Raw genomic sequence first — 18,744 nt, forward strand, 5'->3', positions numbered from 1 at the left:
ACATCAGCCGTCGCCGCTCCAGCCTCCTGCTCCTTCAGCATCCCAATGATCTGCTCTTCCGTGAATCGTGAGGGGCGCATCGTCCGTCTCCATGATCGACGGACTCTACTCAAATCTGGAGGAAGATCAGGGTCTCAGGTCACTGCAAGTAGGCGCCGAATCGAAGCCTAATCCCAACCCGCTGCTCAAGGTTGAGTTGAACTACGACGAAGCGGCACCTTATCCCAGGGCTTCGCCAGCTGCTAAACTAATGGAGCAGCTTCATGCCATCGAGCCCGGAAGGGATCATGCTGCCGACTTTGAGCGAGTATGCGAAAGCGCGCTTAGATTGATGTTTGGGTCGGAGTTCTTTGGTTGGACTCCACAGAATGAGGTTGACGAAGGTTTCCACAGAATGGACCTTATTGCTCGGCTGGTGCCGACGATTAATCCGTTCTGGTCCGGGATAGCGAACGATTTTCGGACGCGCTACGTGGTTTTCGAGTTCAAGAACTACTCCAATCCAATAACTCAGGATCAGATCTACACCACTGAAAAATATTTGTTTACAGCTGCCCTTCGCTCTGTGGCGGTCATCGTTGCAAGAGGTGGGGCGAGCGACAGTGCCCAGAAAGCCTGCCGAGGCGCGCTGCGAGAGCAAGGAAAGTTGATTCTATGGATAAGTCTCGAAGAATTCTGTGAAATGCTGCGAAAACGAGATGAAGGCGGTGATCCTACAGATTTACTTTACGGAAAACTTGACGAGATCCTAATGACAATCGCGAGGTAGGGGATCCAATAAATGGCGGGGGTGCCCCCATCTTCTGGGATTTTCGGGAACTCAACGCCTCTGCGTAGCCCACTTCGGAGTGGGCCCGGATGGTTCTTCCGGCTGTGCCTCCGTAACTCTTGGCGCTTCGCGCCATTCAGCCTCTGATAGCTTCTCCCCTTCGAGGAAAAAATACTCGGCACCGTCCTTGACGACTGCTGGCCCAAGAGGATTGTCGATCCTGTAATACAGGTTTCGCACGTCGTCCCAAGCTCGGACGGTGACTGCCGTCCCCTCGTTGTCGATGAAGCGGCAATGTGACCCCGGAGGGCATCGAGGGAGCGGTTCAAAGACCTGTGGCCGACCCGGTGGCAAGGACACTTCCGGCAGGGCGTTGATGAACACCTCGACCCGAGCCATGCTCTCTTGCGCCGGCTCGCACGCCCTCATGCGATCCAGCACCAACCCGCGGTCGAGCGGTCTTGAGCGATGAAGGGCTTCAATGTAGCTGCGATCTTTCTCTTCGAGCCGGTGAAGCTTTGAAATAACCAGGTCGACAGGGGAGGGAGCAACGACGGTAACGGTTCCTGTGATGCCCTCTACTTCCCGATAGATCGCCCGCTGCTGCCATCCTAGCGGCAGCCGAGCGGTGCCTTCGTCGACGCCGTCGATGTAGAAGCCCCATTTTCTTTCAAAGGCAGATCCCTGCCCGAACCAAGCATTGATGTCCTCAGTGGCTTCGGCCATCTCGGCTGGGTTTTGAGCTTTTGCGTTCAAGCGTTCTTCCCAGAGCCGGGCGTTGGCCGGGTAGGCGTCAATCTCCGGCGAGGTACGCATGATCACGGGAGCCTCAGGCCATCCGACAAGGATCGCCTGGCTGCCGACTATAACGACTGTGTCGGTTTGGAAGTGGAAGGCCAGCGCGCGCACTGCCTCCTCTAGATCGGCAACAGAGCGAACCTGCAGGCTATTTCGTTCGGGATCAGGGTGACGGCGTGACAATTGTCTCCTCCGCGACGTGGAGCGGCGTTTGACGCTCCAAACCGCGCTTCGCGAGACGCCAGATGCGGCGCCTAAGAGGCACATCGTCGAGTCCGAGACTGGTAACCATCATGAATGGAGAGGATAGGCGTAGCCGAGCCATATCTTCCTCCCGGCTAGTCAACTTCCGCCGGAGCTCGTCGATCGAGGAGGATAGCAGTTTTTCCCACTCGCTCGTGAAGTCACGCTCCGGCATCCGAACCGAACGTTTGCGAAGCGCGTTACGAGCGCGAGCCAGCAACCCCGGATCACGGGCAAGCTCGCGCGCGACCATGCGATGCATGATCAGTTTCGCGCGGTCGTTGACCCGTTCCTGGTTGATCTGGCTCGACATCGTCCTGCTCAATTTCTCTCCTGAGATAGCATTTCACGAGGCGAGATTCAAAGGAGAGGTTGCGGCGAGCGCCGGGCGATGGCCGCGGTGACGTTCAAAGAATAAGCCCGCCGTTGAGAGAACGGCGGGCCTCCGACTTCTGTCAGGACTAGGCGGATCCGGCCATCGCTGGGAAATTGGCCATGCCCTCCGGTCGTCTGGGCCGGTACATCCGCGGCAACGCATCCAACTGGAGAGCAGACAGGCATCAGAGTATGCCGCGCCGACAACGAGATAATTGTCGTGTATCCCGATTGCCCGTCGTTTAGCCCATATAATCGCGCGGTGTAGCCCGATTAAGTGTTGTGCGATCTACCGGCCAAGCCCTCTTCAGTCCTAGCCCAAAACGACTGTGCGGCGAATCCAGCGCGAGCTCGCACCTCTCGGCAACCTTCAAGGGCTTCTCTATTCGTTCCTGATGTCGGACAGTCGGCTGAGGCGAGATCGGCCGCACCAGGTGAAAGCTGCCTATGTGTCCGAGGGTAGCGCGACGAGCTCGTCGCCGATATCGGCGCTTCCACCTTGAATGATCCGCGCTGTGATACCGCCGAGACCCCGCACGGCATTGTATCCGCCCGCGCCCAGTATCTCTTCCATTCGTGAGCACGGATGACACTCGCCTGTCGTCTCCAAGATGGCGGAGCCCAGCTTGAAGCGCTTCTCCTTGAGAGCGACCAGGTTGATACCCCGGGTAACAATATTACGCCGCATGTCCGCGGGCAGGATCTGATCGCGGCCCAAATGACTGGCGATGGCCGCCAAGTGTTCGGCCTGGATCAAAGTGACCTGCCGGCTGCCGGCCGGCCGAGTGTAACGATCGCCGACAATCCCTGTATCAACATCGAGGTTTGCGGTCTCGATCGCCAGCATGGGCTTACGGCGGCCAGGGCGGACACCAAGCCAAACGACCTGTCCCGATCTCATCTGTGCGTTCAAAAGCTTCGAGAGCGAGGATGAGGGATTAAAGGGCACGGTCGGTGTCTGGCCAATTTGATCAACGGGCGTTAGTCGCGGGACGATATCCCTAGCCTCCACGCCTATGCGGGCAGAAGTTCGACCATCACCGGCGCGTGGTCGCTGGTGTGCTCCCAGCCTCGCGGCGACCGTCGGACTTCCGCGGATCTCAACCGCGGCGCCAGGGTAGGACTAAGCAGGAGGTGGTCGAGGCGAAGGCCGGCGTCGCGTTCGAACGAGTTCCGCCAATACTTCCAAAACGTGTAGATGCGCTCTCTCGGGTGAAGGTGCCTCACGGCGTCCGTCCAACCCTGATCGACCAGGTCGGCATAAGCTTTTCGGACCTCCGGACGAAAAAGGGCGTCATCTCGCCATCGCTCTGGTGCGTAGACATCGAGCTCGGTCGGCATGACGTTAAAGTCGCCTACAAGTGCGATCGGCACGTCGTGGGAGAGAAGCTCTTCTGCATAACTCAGCAAGCGGGCGAACCAGCGGAGCTTGTATTCGAACTTGGGGCCGGGAGCGGGATTCCCGTTGGGAAGATAGAGGCACCCAATCAGCACCCCGTTGACCGCCGCCTCGATGTAACGGCTATGGCTGTCGTCAGGATCCCCCGGTAATCCTCGGCGCGTCAGGACCGGCGGTCCGCCCCTCGCGAGGATCGCGACGCCATTCCAGCTCTTCTGACCGTGCCAGACCGCCGTGTAGCCGGCTTCCTGCAATTCGCGCTCGGGAAAGCGATCGTCTGAGCATTTCAGCTCTTGCAGGCACACGACATCAGGATGGTCCTGCTTCAGCCACCGGAGCAGAACGGGCAACCGGCCATTGATGCCGTTCACATTATAGGTCGCGATCTTCAACGAAGGCTCCTCCAACCCGATCGTCAGAAGTGCTCGCGCAGGAATGCTTGCGTCCTCGCGATCGCATCCGGCCAGCTCGCCAGAGACAGGCCATGTCCTTCGCCGGGATAGATATGGGTTTGGACAGTCCCTCCCTTGCTTTTGAGTGATCTCTCGATGGCGCCGGCGTTGGACACCGGCACCACTCGGTCCGCATCCCCATGCAGAATAAGCGTAGGGGGCAGAGACGCTCTTTCCAGGCCTGGCGGCAGAAATCCGAAGAAGTCGACAACGGCTTTGATCCTGCGATCGCGCGCCGCCAGAGCCAAGGCCAATGCGCCGCCAAGCGAAAAGCCGACAACGGCGAAACGGGCCTGCTGATCGCCCGTGATCGTCTCGATCGCTTCCAGCCAGATCGGAAACTTGCTTTTGATTTCGCCGTAGCGGGCCCGCTGATCGCCGGTGGCCTCGAAGTACCGCGGTAGAAGGACGTTGTAGCCAGCCCCCGCGATCATGTTCGCGGCGAACTGATATCGGCCACCATTCGTCAGACCGTCCGAACCATAGAGGAGGAGGACGCCGCCTCCGGAAACGCTCGGACCAAAGCGGTCGACTGCGACGCTCGCTTGGGCTGGCCCGGACACGATGGTCGCGCCAGCTCCACCAACGAAATGGCGTCGGTCCATTACTCGGTCGCCTCCGACCACCTCTCCTTGGCTTCAGCGGCCGGGACGATCAGCTTGATCGTCTCATCCTCGAGGGCAACGACGAGCGCCAGGTCGAGGTAATGATGGGCTCCCCCCGACTCGGGATCATTCTTCTTCAGCTTGATGAGCTGGCCGCTCAGGGCGTCGACGGTTCCGACATGCGCTCCATCCGAGCCGATGACGCGCTGGCCTTCCTTGATTTGCTCTACGAACATCATGGCTTGCTCTCCGTCCAGCCCCCACCGATCGGCAACGGGCCGTCTGGCACCGAGGTTCCAATCTACGATCGCAACGCGGGATCTCGCGCCGCGATTGTCGAAGCCGGGGTTGTCCCGGCTTCGGGAATGATCGTGCTGCAAAGGCTTCGGTTTAGGCGGCTTCGTCACGCTGCAGCTGGAACAGGACGTTGCGGGTAAGATCATCCTCGTCGAGTGGGACTGGAGCAAAGCCCGCTACCAAATAGGCAATTCTCTCGCGCTCCTTCTCGTGGTCGCTCGCCGGTATGGACGCCTTCACTTGGCTTCAAACCGCTTCGAGCGAAGCATAAGCCCGCGCTAGATCGGTCGGATCGGTCAGCGAAGAAAAGGGCATGCCATCGGCTCCCTCATTGGATCCGGCAGGGCTGATTTAGGTGAGCTTCGAGCCTCTGCAAGCCTCCTTGAAAAGGTCGGGGGTGCCTTCCTAAATCTGCGGGATCCAAGCGCACCGCGCGGGACCAGACCCATGTTGCTTCGAGGAGAATATGGCTATGGCACTGTTGCCGTCCGACGAATTCGAACGTCCTGTCGTCATTCTGACTGGCCTTGGACATCCCACAGCAATTTGCTCGGCGATGGAGGCTTACATGTTCCTCGCAGATTGGCCGAAGTCGCAACGAGACGCCGCGCATGCCTTCGCATCAAAGGCCTGCCTGGCCGCCGTCCGCGGCGAAATCGAGCCTGAAACCGCGAAGGGATTGTTCGCATCCTGGGCCGAGAAGCATGATCTTCTCGCTCTTGAAGCCACTGTGCCTGTCGGTAGCCGCAATGCGGGCTCCTACGGCACCGCCTGAGGATCGCAAGCCGCAGGGAGAAGGGGGCGCGAGCGGCTGCAGCTAGCTCACCGCCCCCTCCGGCGTCGGCGCCTCACGCGGACAGGAGGAACTCTGCGCGGCGCGTCCGGTTGTGTCCCTCGCAAGAGCGAGGCTCATATGGCGAAGAACTCCCGGCCGAAAGTTGTCGATGGACCCAATGGGGCTTCGCAACTGCCATCTGTTATCGTCACGAGCTATAATCTCGAAGCGCGCGACGAAGAGGGCTTCGTCGGCGACCGCGCGCGTCGGGGGGCGATTTTCGAGCATCTTGAGGAGCTCCGCGCCGCATTGCGCAAGCAGGGCGCGGATCCCATCGACGTTCCAAGCGAGGAGCTGAAGAAAAAGGATCTGGACGCAATCCTGACCGGCGACGACGCGGAAGCCGCGGCGTTGGTGCACAGTGCCGTCGAGCAATACGCAGATGCGTTAGCTTCGGTCGTGCGACGGTTCTCGCGCCTGAAGGCCTGGTCTCGGGTCGAGCGCATCGTCGTGGGAGGGGGATTTCGGCAAAGCCGAGTTGGCGAGCTCGCGATCGGCAGGGCGGCCATCATGCTGCGGACTCAGGGCTCCCCCGTAGAACTCGTTCCGATCCGCCATCATCCTGACGAGGCCGGCCTCATTGGAAACGTGCATATCGTGCCGAAATGGATGTTCGGGGCATTCGACAGCCTGGTCGCTGTCGATATCGGCGGCTCGAACATCCGGGCGGGGATCGTGGAGCTTCGCCAGGACAAAGCCTCTGACCTGAGCAAGGCGAAGGTCTTCGAGTTTGAGCTTTGGCGTCATGCCGACGAGACCACCAATCGCGACCAGGCGGTCGAGCGGCTGGGCGAGATGCTTCGCAATCAAATCAAGTCCGCGACCCGAGCGGGATTAAAGGTCGCGCCGTTTATAGGGATAGGCTGTCCCGGCATCATCCAATCCGACGGAACGATCGATCGCGGCGCGCAGAATTTGCCGGGGAACTGGGAGAGTAGCCGCTTCAACCTGATCGACAGCATCAAGGAAACGGTTCCAACCATCGGGGAGCATGAGAGTATGGTGACCATGCACAACGACGCGGTGATCCAAGGCCTGAGCGAGCTGCCGTTCATGCAGGATGTCCAGAACTGGGGCGTGCTGACAATCGGCACTGGCCTCGGAAATGCCAGTTACGAGAACCGCGCGACTCGTCGGAAGACCTCTAGCTTCACTGCAAGTGACGCACTGAGGTCGAGTTAGACGCTTCATTTGAGGATGCGGCAATGGCCACGGAGAAGCTCTCCAAGTATCGCTCCAAGCGCGATTTCGAGAAGACCGCGGAGCCGAGCGGCGAACGCCCGATCCAGAATTCTAACCGGCGCCGGTTCATCATCCAGAAGCACGACGCCTCCCGGCTGCATTACGACCTGCGGCTTGAACTCGACGGCGTGTTCAAATCCTGGGCCGTTACGAAAGGCCCTTCACTGGATCCCCACGACAAGCGCCTCGCCGTCGAGGTTGAGGATCACCCGCTCGACTACGGCGACTTCGAGGGGACCATCCCAAAAGGTGAGTACGGCGGCGGCACAGTGATGCTCTGGGATCGTGGATACTGGGAGCCGGAGGGCTCTCGGCCCCCAGAGGAGGCGCTGGAGAAGGGCGACTTCAAGTTTGAGCTGCATGGCAAACGCCTGAAGGGTAGCTTTGTGCTCGTCCGCATGCGTAGCGATCGCGATGGCGGAAAGAGGACCAACTGGCTTCTGATCAAGCACCACGACGACTATTCCGTCGACGCCAATGGAGAAGCTGTTCTCGAAGAGAACATGACCTCGGTGGCGTCCTCACGGACGATGGAGCAGATCGCCAACGGAAAAGGGCGAAAGCCCACGCCGTTTATGACCCGTGATGCTGATACTGAAAGGGATGCAGTCTGGGACAGTAAGCGCGGCCTTGCCGCCAAATCGAAGAAGCCGCCCTCCGGAAGCGTGGGCAAGAAGGCCAAGCTTCCAGACTTCATCGCACCGCAGCTCTGCGAAACCCTGAAGCGACCGCCGACAGGCGCGAACTGGCTGCATGAGATCAAGTTCGACGGCTATCGCATCCAGATGCGCGTGGGCAGCGGCGAGGTATCGCTAAAGACGCGAAAGGGCTTGGACTGGTCCGCCAGATACCCTGAAATCGTCGTAGCCGGATCGGAGCTTCCGGACTGCATACTCGAYGGGGAGATTTGCGCGCTTGATGAAAATGGCGCTCCCGATTTTGCCGCGCTACAGGCCGCATTATCAGAGCGCACCACGGGCAATCTCGTCTTCTTCGCATTCGATATGCTGTTCGAAGGCGACGAGGATCTGCGCGACCTTCCGCTGGTCGACCGCAAAAATCGGCTTCAGAAGCTGCTCTCCAATGCGTCGGACGACCCCCGCCTGCGCTTCGTTGAGCATTTCGAGACGGGGGGCGATGCCGTACTGCGGTCGGCCTGTAAACTCTCCCTCGAGGGCATCGTCTCGAAGCAAACTGACGCTCCCTATCAATCCGGTCGGAGCGACACCTGGGCGAAATCAAAGTGTCGGGCTGGGCATGAGGTCGTCATCGGCGGCTATGCCAGGACCAACGGCAAGTTCCGCTCGCTGCTAGTAGGAGTGCACCGTGGGGACCATTTTGTCTATGTCGGGCGCGTCGGCACGGGGTTCGGAGCGGCGAAGGTCGAGAAGCTGCTCCCCAAACTGAAGGCAGCAGAGACCGGATCATCCCCGTTCACCGGCGTCGGTGCTCCCAAGAGGGAAAAGGAGGTCATCTGGCTAAGGCCGGAACTCGTCGCTGAAATCGAGTTCGCCGGCTGGACCGCCGACGGACTCGTCCGGCAAGGCGCGTTTAAGGGACTTCGAGAGGAGAAGCCGGCCGCGGAGGTCGAGGCTGAGAAGCCCGCACCACCTTCCCGCACCGAAACTCCCGTGCCTGTTTCAACGGCGAGGTCGCCGCGCCGTAAAGGAGCGAAGGCGGAGGTGATGGGCGTGTTGATCTCAAACCCGGATAAGCCGCTCTGGCCCGACGCGGGGGATGACAAGCCGGTGACCAAGGAGGATCTGGCACGATATCATGAATCGGTCGGCGAGTGGCTGATCGATCACGTCAAAGGTCGTCCTTGCTCCATCATACGCGCGCCCGATGGGATCGGGGGCGAGCAGTTCTTTCAGCGCCATGCGATGCCGGGCACCTCCAACCTGCTCGAACTGGTCAAGGTGTTTGGCGACAAGAAGCCTTACCTGCAGGTCGACCGTATCGAGGGATTGGTGGCCATCGCGCAAATCGGCGGCGTGGAATTGCACCCGTGGAATTGTGAGCCGGGCAAGCCCGAGGTTCCCGGGCGACTGGTTTTCGATCTCGACCCCGGTCCGGATGTCGCGTTCTCGGCAGTGGTGGAAGCTGCTCGTGATATGCGCGCTCGCCTCGATGAGCTCGGTCTGGTCAGCTTCTGCAAGACCACGGGCGGCAAGGGACTCCATGTCGTCACGCCGCTCGCCGTATCCTCTCGAAGGCCGCTGTCATGGGATCAAGCGAAGTCTTTCGCCCACGATGTCTGCCAGGAGATGGCTCGGGAGGACCCGGATCGCTATCTCATCAAGATGACGAAGAGCCTGCGCGGCGGGAAGATATTCCTCGACTATCTGCGCAACGATCGCATGGCGACCGCGGTAGCTCCGCTTTCACCACGAGCACGTCCAGGCGCGACCGTCTCGATGCCCCTAACCTGGACCCAGGTCAAAGCGGATCTCGACCCTAAGCGATTTACGGTGCGCACGGTGCCGTCGCTGCTCGGCAAGAGTTCCGCCTGGAAGGATTACTGCGACGGCCAACGCCCCTTGGAAACTGCGATCAAGCGACTGGGTAAGACGAAGCGCGCCGCGTGAATGCGCAAGCTCCGCTCAGGAAGCCTTCTTGCTCTTGCCGCCCGCCGCTAGGCTTGCGCGCAAGGCCTCCATGATGTCGATGACGTTGCTGCCGGACGAACCGTCCGGGCCCTTCTTTTTGCCCTTCCGCGACGGCCTCATAGCCTTCTTTTTCTCGGCGATGATGTCGAGAAGAGCGTCCTGAACCGGGTCCGAGACCATGTCGGCCGACCAGGCTTTCGTATGTTGCTTGATGAAGCTTTGGACGAGAGGGATGAGAGCCGGATCCGACTTCGTCGAGATATCCTCGAAATACGACTCTTCGGGCCGTACCTCATCACCAAAGCGGAGCGTCCACACGACGATCCCTTCTCCGCGAGGCTCCAGCACGATGGCGCGCTCGCGCCGGCCGATTACGAGCCGGGAGATGCCAAGGACCTTGTCCGCTGCCATCGCGTCCCGGATGACAGCAAACGCCTCGTGGCCGACCGGATCGTCGGGCATCAGGTAATGCGGCTTTTCGAGAAAGACCCATTCGATGCTGTCACGCGGGACGAACTTCTCGATATCGATGGTTTTGACGGTGTCGAGTGCGACAGCGTCGAGCTCATCATCCGTCAGCATGACGTAGTCGTTCTCGCCGCGCGCGTAGCCTTTGATCTCGTTGTCGTCCTTGACCGGCTTGCGGGTAACCGAGTCGACGTATTGGGACACGACGCGATTGCCGGTGGCCTTGTTCAGGGTATGGAAGCGGACCTTCTCGCTTTCAGATGTAGCGGGCGACATTGCCACCGGGCACGTGACCAGCGATAGCTTGAGGTAGCCTTTCCAATAAGGGCGCAGAGCCATATCGCCTCTCCTCAGCTCGCCTTGCGCTGTTGATCGCGTGAGGCTTGGCTCGCGGAGCGCCTAGCAGTGCGGGACGTCCCGAGATTGGCATTAGCCGCCTCGCCACGGCGCGAGCCTTCCGCCATCATCTTGGCGCTCTCGCGCAGGGCGGCAAGGAGGTCGTCTGGCTTCGAGACCTTCACCTCCTTGCGTTTCGGCATCGCCTTGCCTTCGATCTTGGCCTTGACCAGCTCGGCAAGTGCCGCCTCATAGCGGTCATCGAATTCGGAGGGATCGAACTCCCCCTTCTTGGTTGCGATAATGTGCTTCGCCAGATCGAGCATTTCGCCTTTAATCCGCAGCTTCGGCATCTCCTCGAAAGCCTTCTCCGATGAGCGGACCTCATAATCGTACTGCAAAGTCGTCGCGATCAGCCCCTTGCCGTGAGCTCGGATGAGGACTGTCCGCATGCGGCGGAAGAGTACGGTCTGAGCGACGGCAGCGACCTTGGATTTGGTCATGGCATCACGCAGCGCAGTGAACGCGTCGGAAGACACTCTGTCTGTAGGGACGAGATAGTACGGCTTGTCGAAGTACACGTCGTCGACATCTGAGCACGGGATGAAGGTTTCGATCGCGAGCGTCTTGTCGCTCTCGGGAACGGTGGCCGCCACCTCCTCCGGATCGATCATGACGTATTCGCCGTTCTCGATCTCGAAGCCCTTGGTTTGATCCTCGCGATCGACCGGTTTGCCCGTCTCGCTATCGACGAAAATGCGATTCACGCGGTTGCCGGTAGCTTTGTTCAGCGTGTGAAACGCGATGCGGTCTGAGGTACTCGCGGCAGTGTATAAACCTACGCCGCAGCTCACTTGGCCGAACTTGATGAAGCCCTTCCACTGGGCGCGATGACCCGCCATGACAAACTCCCACGCAACTCACTCCAGCGAGTCAATCGGCTTGACCCCTGCTTGTTCCGGCAGGGATCGAACTAGGATTCAAATATTTCGCAAGCCGGACGTTCCAACGCTCGACGACGTCTCAGGATTGTGCCGAACGGTAAGCTGCCTCGAACCCGACCGAGGTTCCGTGAGCGGGAGCACTTCGAACAGCTCTGGCAGCTCGTACATGACCGCGTGGTGCTCCAGGCCCACGCGTGGGCGAGCACGGGCTGCCGACAGCGCATTCAACCTTTGCGAAGCTTGCCCAGATTGCCCGGCCATCCCGTCACAGCCATATCGTCGGCCGTCAAGAAGCCATCGTCCTCTTCGGGGCCGCGAGCGTTTTGCCCCTTGTGGGCCTCATCCCATTCTCTGATTTGGCCGATCAGTCGCTGATATCCCCGGCCCTGCTCCGGCGAGGCGAACATCCGCCCAGGGCCGCAGCGGTGGACCATCCTCTACCCAACGGGATGAGGTCGGGGAGCGACAGAAGCTCCCAAGCTTCTCTGGACGCCAAACAGAAAACGGCCCCGGTCACCCGAGGCCGTTGTTCATCATGCGCGCGGCGTCAGATCACCGCAGGTGGCACTCGGCCCGATGCGCTGGCATCCCGAACGTAAGGATCGGCGTTTTCGTCGAAGCGCGACCACCCGCCGGCGCGATAGTCAGCCTCGCGGGTCGCGCGGTCGATCGGAGTGGCGCCGTCGAGGATAGCTTGGACGGTCGCCTCGTGCTCAGGTTCGGTGCGGACGGATACGACCGATCCGCCGCGACGAACCGTCTCGGCGTAGTAGTTGGCCTCGTCCTCATCGTGGCCTTCCTTCACGAATGAGCCGACGAGACCACCGGCGGCGGCACCGGCGACCGCGCCTGCTGCGGTGGCGGCAAGCCAGCCCGCGGCAACAACCGGGCCTACGCCGGGGATCGCCATGATGCCAAGGCCGGTCAGCAGGCCGGCGGCCCCGCCGACTCCGGCGCCGATCCCGGCGCCTTCGGCAGCGTTGGTCTCGTCAGTCTTGCCATCGCCGCCGACAATGCTGATGGCGCTGCTGGAAACGCCGGCAGCCTCAAGCTGGTCCACGACGGAGCGGGCGGTGGCGTGACTATCGTAGGAACGGGTCAGGGTGCGGGTCATATCGTTCTCCAGTTTTCAGGCTTCGAGGGGCACGGATCAGTTGCGGGTGATGTTGCCGCGGTAGTCGATGGATACGTTGACCTGCCCGCCCGAATGGGTCGCGGTGCCCTTCCAGATGCCGTTGTCGTCCTTCTTCAAGGCACCGACGTTTGAATAGCCGTTGGCCTCAAGGCGGCTCTTGGCCTGGCCCTCGGTGAAGCTGTTGGCGCCCGGCAGCGGGGCGTTTTTGTCGGCGTCAGCCTTCGGGGCCGGCATCGGCGACGTCGTAGACGTCTGAGCGATGGCACCAAAGGATGTCGCGGAGGCGATCAAGGTGGCAATGAGCAGCTTCTTCATGATGGTCTCCCGTGGGCGTGCGGCCGATGCCGCGATGCACAATCCAACGGCAGATTGCCCGCGAAAGTTCCAGCGGAGCGGAATGGAACACCGGCTCTCAGGGTTCGTTCAGCAGCCATGACCACCCCACATCGCTGGAGGAATACATGGCGACCGAACCGAAGCCGCTCGACGACCTGTTCCACGACATGCTCAAGGACGTCTATTACGCGGAGAAGCAAATTCTGAAGGCGCTGCCGAAGATGGCGAAGGCGGCCCAGTCGCCCGAGCTCAAGAAGGCTTTCGAGACTCATCGCGAAGAGACCGAGGGACACGTCGAACGCCTCGGTGAGGTGTTCGAGCTCATCGGCAAGGCCCCGCGCGGCAAGACCTGCGACGCCATCCTCGGCATCATCGAGGAAGGCAAGGCAGTCATGGAGGACTATGGCGACAGCCCGGCGATCGACGCCGGTCTGGTCGCTTCGGCACAAGCCGTAGAGCACTATGAGATGGCCCGCTACGGTACCCTCAAGGCGTGGGCCCAGCAGCTCGGCCACAAGGATGCAGTCAAGCTGCTCGACGCGACGCTCGCCGAGGAGACCAAGACGGACAAGGCATTGACGCAGCTCGGCGGCGCCGCCAACACCGCCGCAACGAAGAAGGCAGCCTGATTATGGGAATCTTCGACAGCATCAAGAAGGCCATCTTCGGCGAGGCCAAGGCCGATACGGTCGCTACTTCAACGTCTGCTCCCCCTCCAGGTGGGGTTGCCACACCCTCCGGCACTTCCACCGCAGCGGCCTCGCCGATGGCAGGGACACCGGCCGGTCAGACCACGGCAAACATCGGTACTGCGCCTGGATCGACGGCCTCGCAGCAGGTCGATGTCGCGCCGATCCTCGACAAGGCGGTCAAGGACAGCGGCCAGCAGCTCAACTGGAAGACGTCCATTGTCGACCTGCTCAAGGCGCTCAAGATCGACAGCAGCCTCACCGCCCGCAAGGAACTGGCGCAGGAACTCGGTTACACGGGCGATACCAACGACTCGGCGACGATGAACGTCTGGCTGCACAAGGCAGTCATCAAGAAGCTCTCGGAGAACGGTGGCAAGGTCCCGGCCGACCTCCTCAACTGAGTGCGACGATCCCCGGCGGTGGGCCGTCGGGGATACCAAGCCAACATCGCCACCGCCGTCATCCCAACTGTGACGAAAACCGGCTCGTCCATGCCCGCCTCCAAAACGCGGGCGTATACGAGCTACGACGAGAAGGTTCCGAGGCGGATGATGAACGGGAGATCGCGTCGGAACTCGACGCGCTCCTGCCGATTGAATTGCGAGACGGGAGATTCACATGGCAGACGACAAGACAGATCGAGGCTCTCAGGACCGGTCGCGTATCAATCTGAATGAGGATTACGAAGTTCGCTATTGGACCGACAAGTTCGGGGTATCGAAGGCTCAACTCGAAGAGGCCGTCAGAGAGGTGGGTCCTTTTGCAGAGGCCGTTGAAACCGAGCTTCGCCGGTCGACGCTCACCGACGGATCGAAGCAGTGAGCGCGACAATCGAGATTCGCCGCGACGGCGACGAGTGGATCATCGACGATGGATCGGCTCGCGTTCGTATGACCAAGCCTGGTGCTGGAATCATCGAGCGCTTGGTCGATCAGTGGGATCATGAAAACCGCTCGCGCCCCAGCGCAACTCGATCCGAGACGCCCGAACGGACGGTGCGCCCGGAGAAACTGTCATGACGGCCAGGACGCATAGCTACGAGGTGCTCGAAATCACGAAGCTCGTAGTCAGCCCGGACGGAGCCGATGGGGCTGTCATCGCCATGCATTGCGCAGGTGGACAGCGTGTACAGCTCGTCCTGCCTCTACAACAGCTCGCCCAGCTCGAAGGTCTGCTGGACCGCGCCAATCTGGAGCAGATGGAGCATCAGAAACTTCACTGAGGTCGGTAGCGGAAGAGGGGACCGGCAGCTGCCAGCCCCCTCATACGTGGTTTCAGGCGCGACACTGAAGGGGCCACGCATCTCCGGAACGGTGGCGGGACCAGTGAAGTTCCTCGATGACACGAGCTTTCGAAACGCCGACGCACGGAGCACAAAATGGATTCTTCCGACTCGATCACCAATGGTCGCGAACTCGCCCTTCGCATGAACGCGGCTTTCGCCGGTCACGACTGGATCGCGATGATGATGGAATGTTCCGGTTGCCCGCGCGACTATGTCGAATGGCACCTCCAGGAGGAAATGGTCCCTCCCGAAGCGATCCTCTCGGCAGCGGGGAAACTTCTCGCGGAAGCCGAACTCGCTCGCGACGGAGGACGGACTTAGCCCTCGCGCTTAGATGTCTAAGATCCGAACCTACGAAGATCTCGCCCGAGCGCTAAAGCGCTTTGAACAACTCTTCGGGGCACCCGAGGGATCGGTCGATGCGCGCGAGCTTCGTGAGATTTCGAGAAGCCCCAGGTCCTTTGAGAACCAGATTGCTACCCGGATCGCCTCAAGAAAGCTTGCGACAAGCACGCTATTGGACAGCTTGCCTCGTAACTGCCCCCTTCCAGCCAATCTGCCATAGAAGCTCAATCCGGGCGGAAGGAACATGCCCGGCGCCGGCCCGTTCGGTTTCCACAACGGCCACCCACGGACCGGGAGAACGATATGGGCGAGCTCACCCTCAGCGACATTGCGGAAAAGATGAAGGACATCGATTTCTGCATGCTCACAACCCTGACCGACGGCGGGAAGCTTTCGAGCCGCCCCATGAGCAATAACCGCGACGTCGACTACGACGGAGATTCCTGGTTCTTTGCGTACGATGACGCCCGCTTCATCCAAGATGTCAAAGCCAACGATCAGGTAGGGCTGACTTTCGCCGGCGATAAGAGCCTGCTTGGCAAGCCAGGCATCTTCATAGCGGTTGAAGGCAAGGCCGACCTCATCAAAGACCGCCTCGCTTTCGAGGACCACTGGGTTGACGACATGGAGCGTTGGTTCCCGCAGGGGATCGAAACCCCAGGCATTGTATTGCTAAAGGTGCACGCGTCCCGGATCCATTATTGGAACGGCGAGGAGGAGGGTGAGGTCCAAGTTTAAATACCTCAGGGCCGGAAGCCTGTCGCAAAAGCAGAGTGCCGCCGCTGATAGCGGGGAGCCGAAGGCTGGGGTCCCGAACCCTATTCGGCTTTGAGGATTATCACCGACCCTGCGTTGGAAACGCCCGTTGAAGGTCGCCAAGGATTTTTGGGCCGCCCGGTGCTGGCGGTACTCGTTGGAGGGCTCTTGTTGGCCGAGCCTGCTTGGATCGTCGTCCACTACCTTGCACGGTGAAAGCCGGCTGAGCTGCGGCCCGACGCAGCCTAGACTACGCCGAGTTAAGGGAGCGATGGGAGGAACGTTCGGAATGCTCAGCAGTTGCGCCTCATCTCAGGATCGCAACGAAGACGAATTGAACGCTGCCCCGGATCGGGCGATCTATCTCGCGGGATGCGCGAAGGGCGATGACATGCGTTGGCTGCGGTCGCTTTGCTTGGCGGGGCTTGGGTCACCACGACCCTTGGTTCTCGGCGGCGAGATAGGCGTGCAGGCGCGATAGCGCGTTCAAATCGCCTTGGCCGAGCAGGTTGAGTGGGCTTTGGCCGAAGACGGCGTTTGGCCGGCTCATCCACCTATATCCGCGTCGCCGATCTACGAACAGGGCGCCGAGCTGGACGTGGATGTCCAGCAAGAGAACGCAGCGCAGCTTGAGGTCGTCGTCGACCCCGGCGACTTCGCCGCGTTTCCAGGCATCATAGGCTTGCGGGTCGAGATCAAGGATGCGCGCGGCTGTTCCATCATCGACTTTCCAGCGATCGAGGAGCCGGACGATCGCGCGGTTGAGGGCCGCGAGTTCTTCACGGGTCATGCGAAGAGCTCACGGAGTTCGTTGCCGCTAAGTGCTCGCTTCTGCTCCAGCGCGTCGGCGATGGCCAGGAGCCGATGCTGATGGTTGGTCAACAGCTTCGTGCAGCGCTCGTCGAGGATGTGGAGCTCATCTTCGATCTGCTGACGGAACCGCGGATCGGCGAGCATTCGCGCGGGGTCGCTGGAGGGGGCTCGATGTAGGAGGCTGGCGCCGAGACCGAATGACCCGTGGATCGCGCAAGTGTAAGTCGTGGCAAGCGCGAGGTCGACATGGCAGCCAGACGATCCCTCGCCGAGCAACAGGATTTCGGCAGCCCTGCCGGCGAGCATGATTACGACGTGGTCCTCGAGGCGTTGTCGGGTGCCGATGCCCCCAACGCCTTCCGTCAACACTCCGCCCGCCCGCACGCCGATTGATACCATCGAGGCATGGTCGACATGGCGGCCGAGTGCGAGGGCCGCGACCGCGTGCCCAGCTTCGTGAACTGCGACGCGGCGCAGGTCCTCTCCCTCGACGTCGTCCTTGAGGAATTGGGTGGCGACGTCCTGGAAGGTGAGCGGGCGGGCATCGCGGCGTGCATCGGAGATCGCGACCTTCGACCGGAATGCGACGTCCGCGCCGGTCGAGCCCTGGGCAAGCTCGGCGAGCGCGGTGAGCTCGGGCTCGGAAAGCCGTCCCGCAAGGTGATGGCGAAACACGCCGACGAGCTCTGACGCCGTGGGCGGCTTGATTTCGAAGTGGAGTTCAAGGCGCCCGGATCGGGTCAAAGCTGCATCGAGCCGATCGATCATATTGGTCGCCGCGACCACGATCACGCCATGGCGTGCCTCGTCGAGGAGTTTGAGGAGTTGCGTAACGAGCGTGGTCCAGTAGTCCCGACGACGGCTGTCCAAAGCGGCGCGGTTGGGAATGGCGTCGATCTCGTCAATGAAAAGGATAGAGGGGGCCCGATCGCGCGCTTTTCGGAATATCTCGTCCAGCGCCTTGGTCATTGAGTTGAGATAGCCGTCGGTGCTGGCGAAGAGCTGTCCCAACGACGTGCTGATGAGAGGCACCTCGCAGGATCGGGCAAGCGCAGTGGCAAAGAGCGTTTTGCCCGTACCAGGTGCGCCGTGCAGAAGAGCGGCCGAGCTGAGCTCGGCCCAGACGAGCTCGCCGCGGCGATAGGACTGGAGGTCCTGGGCAAGGGCCAACCCCCAGTCCCGGGCGGCTCCGTACCCGGTGAGCTCCGAGAGCGTCGGGCTGTTGTTTTGGACTGTGAACTGGGCGAGGGCCCCTCTCAGCCGCTTGTCCAGCTCATGCAAGCGAGCGACGGCGCGTCCGGCATTTTCGCCAGGCCGCATAGCCGCGAAGATCGAGCTGGCATGGGCCCGGGAGCCGATATCTCTCGGGAGCTTTCCGATGCGCTTGTTGCCGTACAAGGCGCGAAGCGCAGCCGCCAGTTGGGCATTCGTCGGGTGTGGGACCCGCAGACGGAAATCGGCCGACGCGATGAGCTCGGGGCAAAGCTGCGTGTCGGCGTCGGTCACCAGCGCTATCAGTGAATGACCGACCTCGATCGAAGTGCGCAGAGCGTCGTTCTGGGTGAGGGACGCGTTCTTAGAGAGCTTCTCCTCCCGAGTGATGACCTCCGCCGGACGGAAGCTAAACTGGACGCTGGTTCGGATGACCTCGAACCAGCCTTGGGAGGGAGCCTCGATGATGACGACCATGCTCCGTTTCCGCTTCATGTGGCGCCTCATGGCCCGGGGGATCGCATCAGCGAGCATTCGTTCGCCCAGATAGATCGACGGGCGGATGGGGGCATGTTCATCGTCGGTGTCGGGCGGGAAGTCGTCGTCCAGCATGGGTACGGTGATGTTCATGTGCGTCTCGGGATGGGGGTTGGCGCGATCCGATAGCGGACGATTACCGGGCGGGATCGAACGCGCGCGATTGCCAAGATGTGAAAGACGATGGCGTGGAGTTGGAGACGGTGGGCCGGGAGTCTCGTTCGTGTAGACGAGCGGAGGAGTTCGCCAGTCTCGCGGCCT

At 61.1% G+C, this 18,744-nt stretch carries 23 protein-coding genes; 11 read left to right on the forward strand and 12 right to left on the reverse strand.

Annotated features, from left to right (window positions below; genetic code table 11):
- Window positions 1-91: 91 nt before the first annotated feature.
- Window positions 92-769 (forward strand): hypothetical protein, encoded by a 678-nt coding sequence (locus AC1DDA_RS26055; RefSeq protein ID WP_476797973.1) that lies wholly within the window; start codon window positions 92-94, stop codon window positions 767-769.
- A gap of 51 nt (window positions 770-820) precedes the next feature.
- Here the strand turns inward: AC1DDA_RS26055 and AC1DDA_RS26060 are convergent, their stop codons facing one another.
- The 6 genes from AC1DDA_RS26060 to AC1DDA_RS26085 all read right to left on the reverse strand — a co-directional run bounded on the left by AC1DDA_RS26060 (window position 821) and on the right by AC1DDA_RS26085 (window position 4,880).
- Window positions 821-1,750 (reverse strand): DUF6036 family nucleotidyltransferase, encoded by a 930-nt coding sequence (locus AC1DDA_RS26060; RefSeq protein ID WP_476797936.1) that lies wholly within the window; start codon window positions 1,748-1,750, stop codon window positions 821-823.
- Window positions 1,731-2,123 (reverse strand): hypothetical protein, encoded by a 393-nt coding sequence (locus AC1DDA_RS26065; protein ID WP_476797937.1) that lies wholly within the window; start codon window positions 2,121-2,123, stop codon window positions 1,731-1,733. Before AC1DDA_RS26065 ends, AC1DDA_RS26060 begins: the two co-directional genes overlap by 20 nt.
- A 507-nt stretch (window positions 2,124-2,630) precedes the next feature.
- Complete coding sequence (locus AC1DDA_RS26070; protein WP_476797938.1) at window positions 2,631-3,032, reverse strand: MOSC domain-containing protein; 402 nt, start codon at window positions 3,030-3,032, stop codon at window positions 2,631-2,633.
- A 167-nt stretch (window positions 3,033-3,199) separates the two neighbouring features.
- The gene (xth, locus tag AC1DDA_RS26075; RefSeq protein ID WP_476797939.1) at window positions 3,200-3,976 is read right to left on the reverse strand and encodes an exodeoxyribonuclease III; all 777 of its coding nucleotides are present in this window, start codon (window positions 3,974-3,976) and stop codon (window positions 3,200-3,202) included.
- A gap of 23 nt (window positions 3,977-3,999) precedes the next feature.
- Window positions 4,000-4,641, reverse strand: a complete 642-nt coding sequence (locus AC1DDA_RS26080; RefSeq protein WP_476797940.1) for a dienelactone hydrolase family protein — start codon at window positions 4,639-4,641, stop codon at window positions 4,000-4,002.
- Window positions 4,641-4,880, reverse strand: a complete 240-nt coding sequence (locus AC1DDA_RS26085) for a DUF2171 domain-containing protein (RefSeq protein ID WP_476797941.1) — start codon at window positions 4,878-4,880, stop codon at window positions 4,641-4,643. Before AC1DDA_RS26085 ends, AC1DDA_RS26080 begins: the two co-directional genes overlap by 1 nt.
- A gap of 539 nt (window positions 4,881-5,419) precedes the next feature.
- Between AC1DDA_RS26085 and AC1DDA_RS26090 the strand changes: the two genes are divergently transcribed.
- From AC1DDA_RS26090 to ligD, 3 genes are all read left to right on the forward strand, one after another.
- Window positions 5,420-5,713 carry a DUF982 domain-containing protein gene (locus tag AC1DDA_RS26090; protein WP_476797971.1) on the forward strand — a complete coding sequence of 98 codons (294 nt, stop codon included), beginning with the start codon at window positions 5,420-5,422 and terminating at the stop codon, window positions 5,711-5,713.
- 138 nt (window positions 5,714-5,851) lie between these two features.
- Window positions 5,852-6,955 (forward strand): ROK family protein, encoded by a 1,104-nt coding sequence (locus tag AC1DDA_RS26095; RefSeq protein WP_476797942.1) that lies wholly within the window; start codon window positions 5,852-5,854, stop codon window positions 6,953-6,955.
- A 23-nt stretch (window positions 6,956-6,978) separates the two neighbouring features.
- Window positions 6,979-9,603 carry a DNA ligase D gene (gene ligD, locus AC1DDA_RS26100; RefSeq protein WP_476797943.1) on the forward strand — a complete coding sequence of 875 codons (2,625 nt, stop codon included), beginning with the start codon at window positions 6,979-6,981 and terminating at the stop codon, window positions 9,601-9,603.
- Between the two features lie 15 nt (window positions 9,604-9,618).
- On the opposite strand, the gene ku (AC1DDA_RS26105) is transcribed toward ligD, so the two are convergent.
- The 4 genes from ku (AC1DDA_RS26105) to AC1DDA_RS26120 all read right to left on the reverse strand — a co-directional run bounded on the left by ku (AC1DDA_RS26105) (window position 9,619) and on the right by AC1DDA_RS26120 (window position 12,822).
- Entirely contained in the window at window positions 9,619-10,431 is an 813-nt protein-coding gene (gene ku, locus AC1DDA_RS26105; protein ID WP_476797944.1) for a non-homologous end joining protein Ku, read from the reverse strand.
- An 11-nt stretch (window positions 10,432-10,442) separates the two neighbouring features.
- On the reverse strand, window positions 10,443-11,330 hold the full coding sequence (ku, locus tag AC1DDA_RS26110; RefSeq protein WP_476797945.1) for a non-homologous end joining protein Ku: 888 nt from the start codon (window positions 11,328-11,330) through the stop codon (window positions 10,443-10,445).
- Between the two features lie 589 nt (window positions 11,331-11,919).
- The gene (locus tag AC1DDA_RS26115; protein ID WP_476797946.1) at window positions 11,920-12,486 is read right to left on the reverse strand and encodes a hypothetical protein; all 567 of its coding nucleotides are present in this window, start codon (window positions 12,484-12,486) and stop codon (window positions 11,920-11,922) included.
- Window positions 12,487-12,522: 36 nt separating this feature from the next.
- Window positions 12,523-12,822 carry a PepSY domain-containing protein gene (locus AC1DDA_RS26120; RefSeq protein WP_476797947.1) on the reverse strand — a complete coding sequence of 100 codons (300 nt, stop codon included), beginning with the start codon at window positions 12,820-12,822 and terminating at the stop codon, window positions 12,523-12,525.
- Window positions 12,823-12,968: 146 nt separating this feature from the next.
- Here AC1DDA_RS26120 and AC1DDA_RS26125 point away from each other — a divergent pair, with 146 nt between their 5' ends.
- From AC1DDA_RS26125 to AC1DDA_RS26155, 7 genes are all read left to right on the forward strand, one after another.
- Window positions 12,969-13,472 carry a YciE/YciF ferroxidase family protein gene (locus tag AC1DDA_RS26125; protein ID WP_476797948.1) on the forward strand — a complete coding sequence of 168 codons (504 nt, stop codon included), beginning with the start codon at window positions 12,969-12,971 and terminating at the stop codon, window positions 13,470-13,472.
- A 2-nt stretch (window positions 13,473-13,474) separates the two neighbouring features.
- Complete coding sequence (locus tag AC1DDA_RS26130; RefSeq protein WP_476797949.1) at window positions 13,475-13,936, forward strand: DUF3597 domain-containing protein; 462 nt, start codon at window positions 13,475-13,477, stop codon at window positions 13,934-13,936.
- Window positions 13,937-14,153: 217 nt separating this feature from the next.
- Window positions 14,154-14,357, forward strand: a complete 204-nt coding sequence (locus tag AC1DDA_RS26135; protein ID WP_476797950.1) for a DUF3606 domain-containing protein — start codon at window positions 14,154-14,156, stop codon at window positions 14,355-14,357.
- Window positions 14,354-14,554, forward strand: a complete 201-nt coding sequence (locus AC1DDA_RS26140; protein ID WP_476797951.1) for a hypothetical protein — start codon at window positions 14,354-14,356, stop codon at window positions 14,552-14,554. The genes AC1DDA_RS26135 and AC1DDA_RS26140 overlap by 4 nt, the downstream gene beginning before the upstream one ends.
- Window positions 14,551-14,757 carry a hypothetical protein gene (locus AC1DDA_RS26145; RefSeq protein WP_476797952.1) on the forward strand — a complete coding sequence of 69 codons (207 nt, stop codon included), beginning with the start codon at window positions 14,551-14,553 and terminating at the stop codon, window positions 14,755-14,757. Before AC1DDA_RS26140 ends, AC1DDA_RS26145 begins: the two co-directional genes overlap by 4 nt.
- A 156-nt stretch (window positions 14,758-14,913) precedes the next feature.
- Window positions 14,914-15,141, forward strand: a complete 228-nt coding sequence (locus tag AC1DDA_RS26150; RefSeq protein WP_476797953.1) for a hypothetical protein — start codon at window positions 14,914-14,916, stop codon at window positions 15,139-15,141.
- Window positions 15,142-15,468: 327 nt separating this feature from the next.
- Window positions 15,469-15,903: a pyridoxamine 5'-phosphate oxidase family protein gene (locus AC1DDA_RS26155; RefSeq protein ID WP_476797954.1), complete on the forward strand. Its 435-nt coding sequence runs from the start codon at window positions 15,469-15,471 to the stop codon at window positions 15,901-15,903.
- A gap of 448 nt (window positions 15,904-16,351) precedes the next feature.
- Here AC1DDA_RS26155 and AC1DDA_RS26160 read toward each other — a convergent pair whose 3' ends face one another.
- Window positions 16,352-16,711, reverse strand: a complete 360-nt coding sequence (locus AC1DDA_RS26160; RefSeq protein WP_476797955.1) for an antitoxin Xre/MbcA/ParS toxin-binding domain-containing protein — start codon at window positions 16,709-16,711, stop codon at window positions 16,352-16,354.
- Window positions 16,708-18,576, reverse strand: a complete 1,869-nt coding sequence (locus AC1DDA_RS26165; protein WP_476797956.1) for an AAA family ATPase — start codon at window positions 18,574-18,576, stop codon at window positions 16,708-16,710. The genes AC1DDA_RS26160 and AC1DDA_RS26165 overlap by 4 nt, the downstream gene beginning before the upstream one ends.
- Window positions 18,577-18,744: the final 168 nt, after the last annotated feature.

It is taken from the genome of Allobosea sp. 10N428, from assembly GCF_056394545.1.

Coding starts and splice junctions, on each gene's coding strand:
- AC1DDA_RS26120 (WP_476797947.1), bottom strand. CDS start 12,822: ATGAAGAAGCTGCTCATTGCCACCTTGATCGCCTCCGCGACATCCTTT.
- AC1DDA_RS26080 (WP_476797940.1), bottom strand. CDS start 4,641: ATGGACCGACGCCATTTCGTTGGTGGAGCTGGCGCGACCATCGTGTCC.
- AC1DDA_RS26160 (WP_476797955.1), bottom strand. CDS start 16,711: ATGACCCGTGAAGAACTCGCGGCCCTCAACCGCGCGATCGTCCGGCTC.
- ku (WP_476797945.1), bottom strand. CDS start 11,330: ATGGCGGGTCATCGCGCCCAGTGGAAGGGCTTCATCAAGTTCGGCCAA.
- AC1DDA_RS26155 (WP_476797954.1), top strand. CDS start 15,469: ATGGGCGAGCTCACCCTCAGCGACATTGCGGAAAAGATGAAGGACATC.
- AC1DDA_RS26070 (WP_476797938.1), bottom strand. CDS start 3,032: ATGCTGGCGATCGAGACCGCAAACCTCGATGTTGATACAGGGATTGTC.
- AC1DDA_RS26130 (WP_476797949.1), top strand. CDS start 13,475: ATGGGAATCTTCGACAGCATCAAGAAGGCCATCTTCGGCGAGGCCAAG.
- AC1DDA_RS26085 (WP_476797941.1), bottom strand. CDS start 4,880: ATGATGTTCGTAGAGCAAATCAAGGAAGGCCAGCGCGTCATCGGCTCG.
- AC1DDA_RS26065 (WP_476797937.1), bottom strand. CDS start 2,123: ATGTCGAGCCAGATCAACCAGGAACGGGTCAACGACCGCGCGAAACTG.
- AC1DDA_RS26125 (WP_476797948.1), top strand. CDS start 12,969: ATGGCGACCGAACCGAAGCCGCTCGACGACCTGTTCCACGACATGCTC.
- AC1DDA_RS26055 (WP_476797973.1), top strand. CDS start 92: ATGATCGACGGACTCTACTCAAATCTGGAGGAAGATCAGGGTCTCAGG.
- AC1DDA_RS26145 (WP_476797952.1), top strand. CDS start 14,551: ATGACGGCCAGGACGCATAGCTACGAGGTGCTCGAAATCACGAAGCTC.
- AC1DDA_RS26115 (WP_476797946.1), bottom strand. CDS start 12,486: ATGACCCGCACCCTGACCCGTTCCTACGATAGTCACGCCACCGCCCGC.
- AC1DDA_RS26165 (WP_476797956.1), bottom strand. CDS start 18,576: ATGAACATCACCGTACCCATGCTGGACGACGACTTCCCGCCCGACACC.
- AC1DDA_RS26135 (WP_476797950.1), top strand. CDS start 14,154: ATGGCAGACGACAAGACAGATCGAGGCTCTCAGGACCGGTCGCGTATC.
- AC1DDA_RS26095 (WP_476797942.1), top strand. CDS start 5,852: ATGGCGAAGAACTCCCGGCCGAAAGTTGTCGATGGACCCAATGGGGCT.
- AC1DDA_RS26150 (WP_476797953.1), top strand. CDS start 14,914: ATGGATTCTTCCGACTCGATCACCAATGGTCGCGAACTCGCCCTTCGC.
- ku (WP_476797944.1), bottom strand. CDS start 10,431: ATGGCTCTGCGCCCTTATTGGAAAGGCTACCTCAAGCTATCGCTGGTC.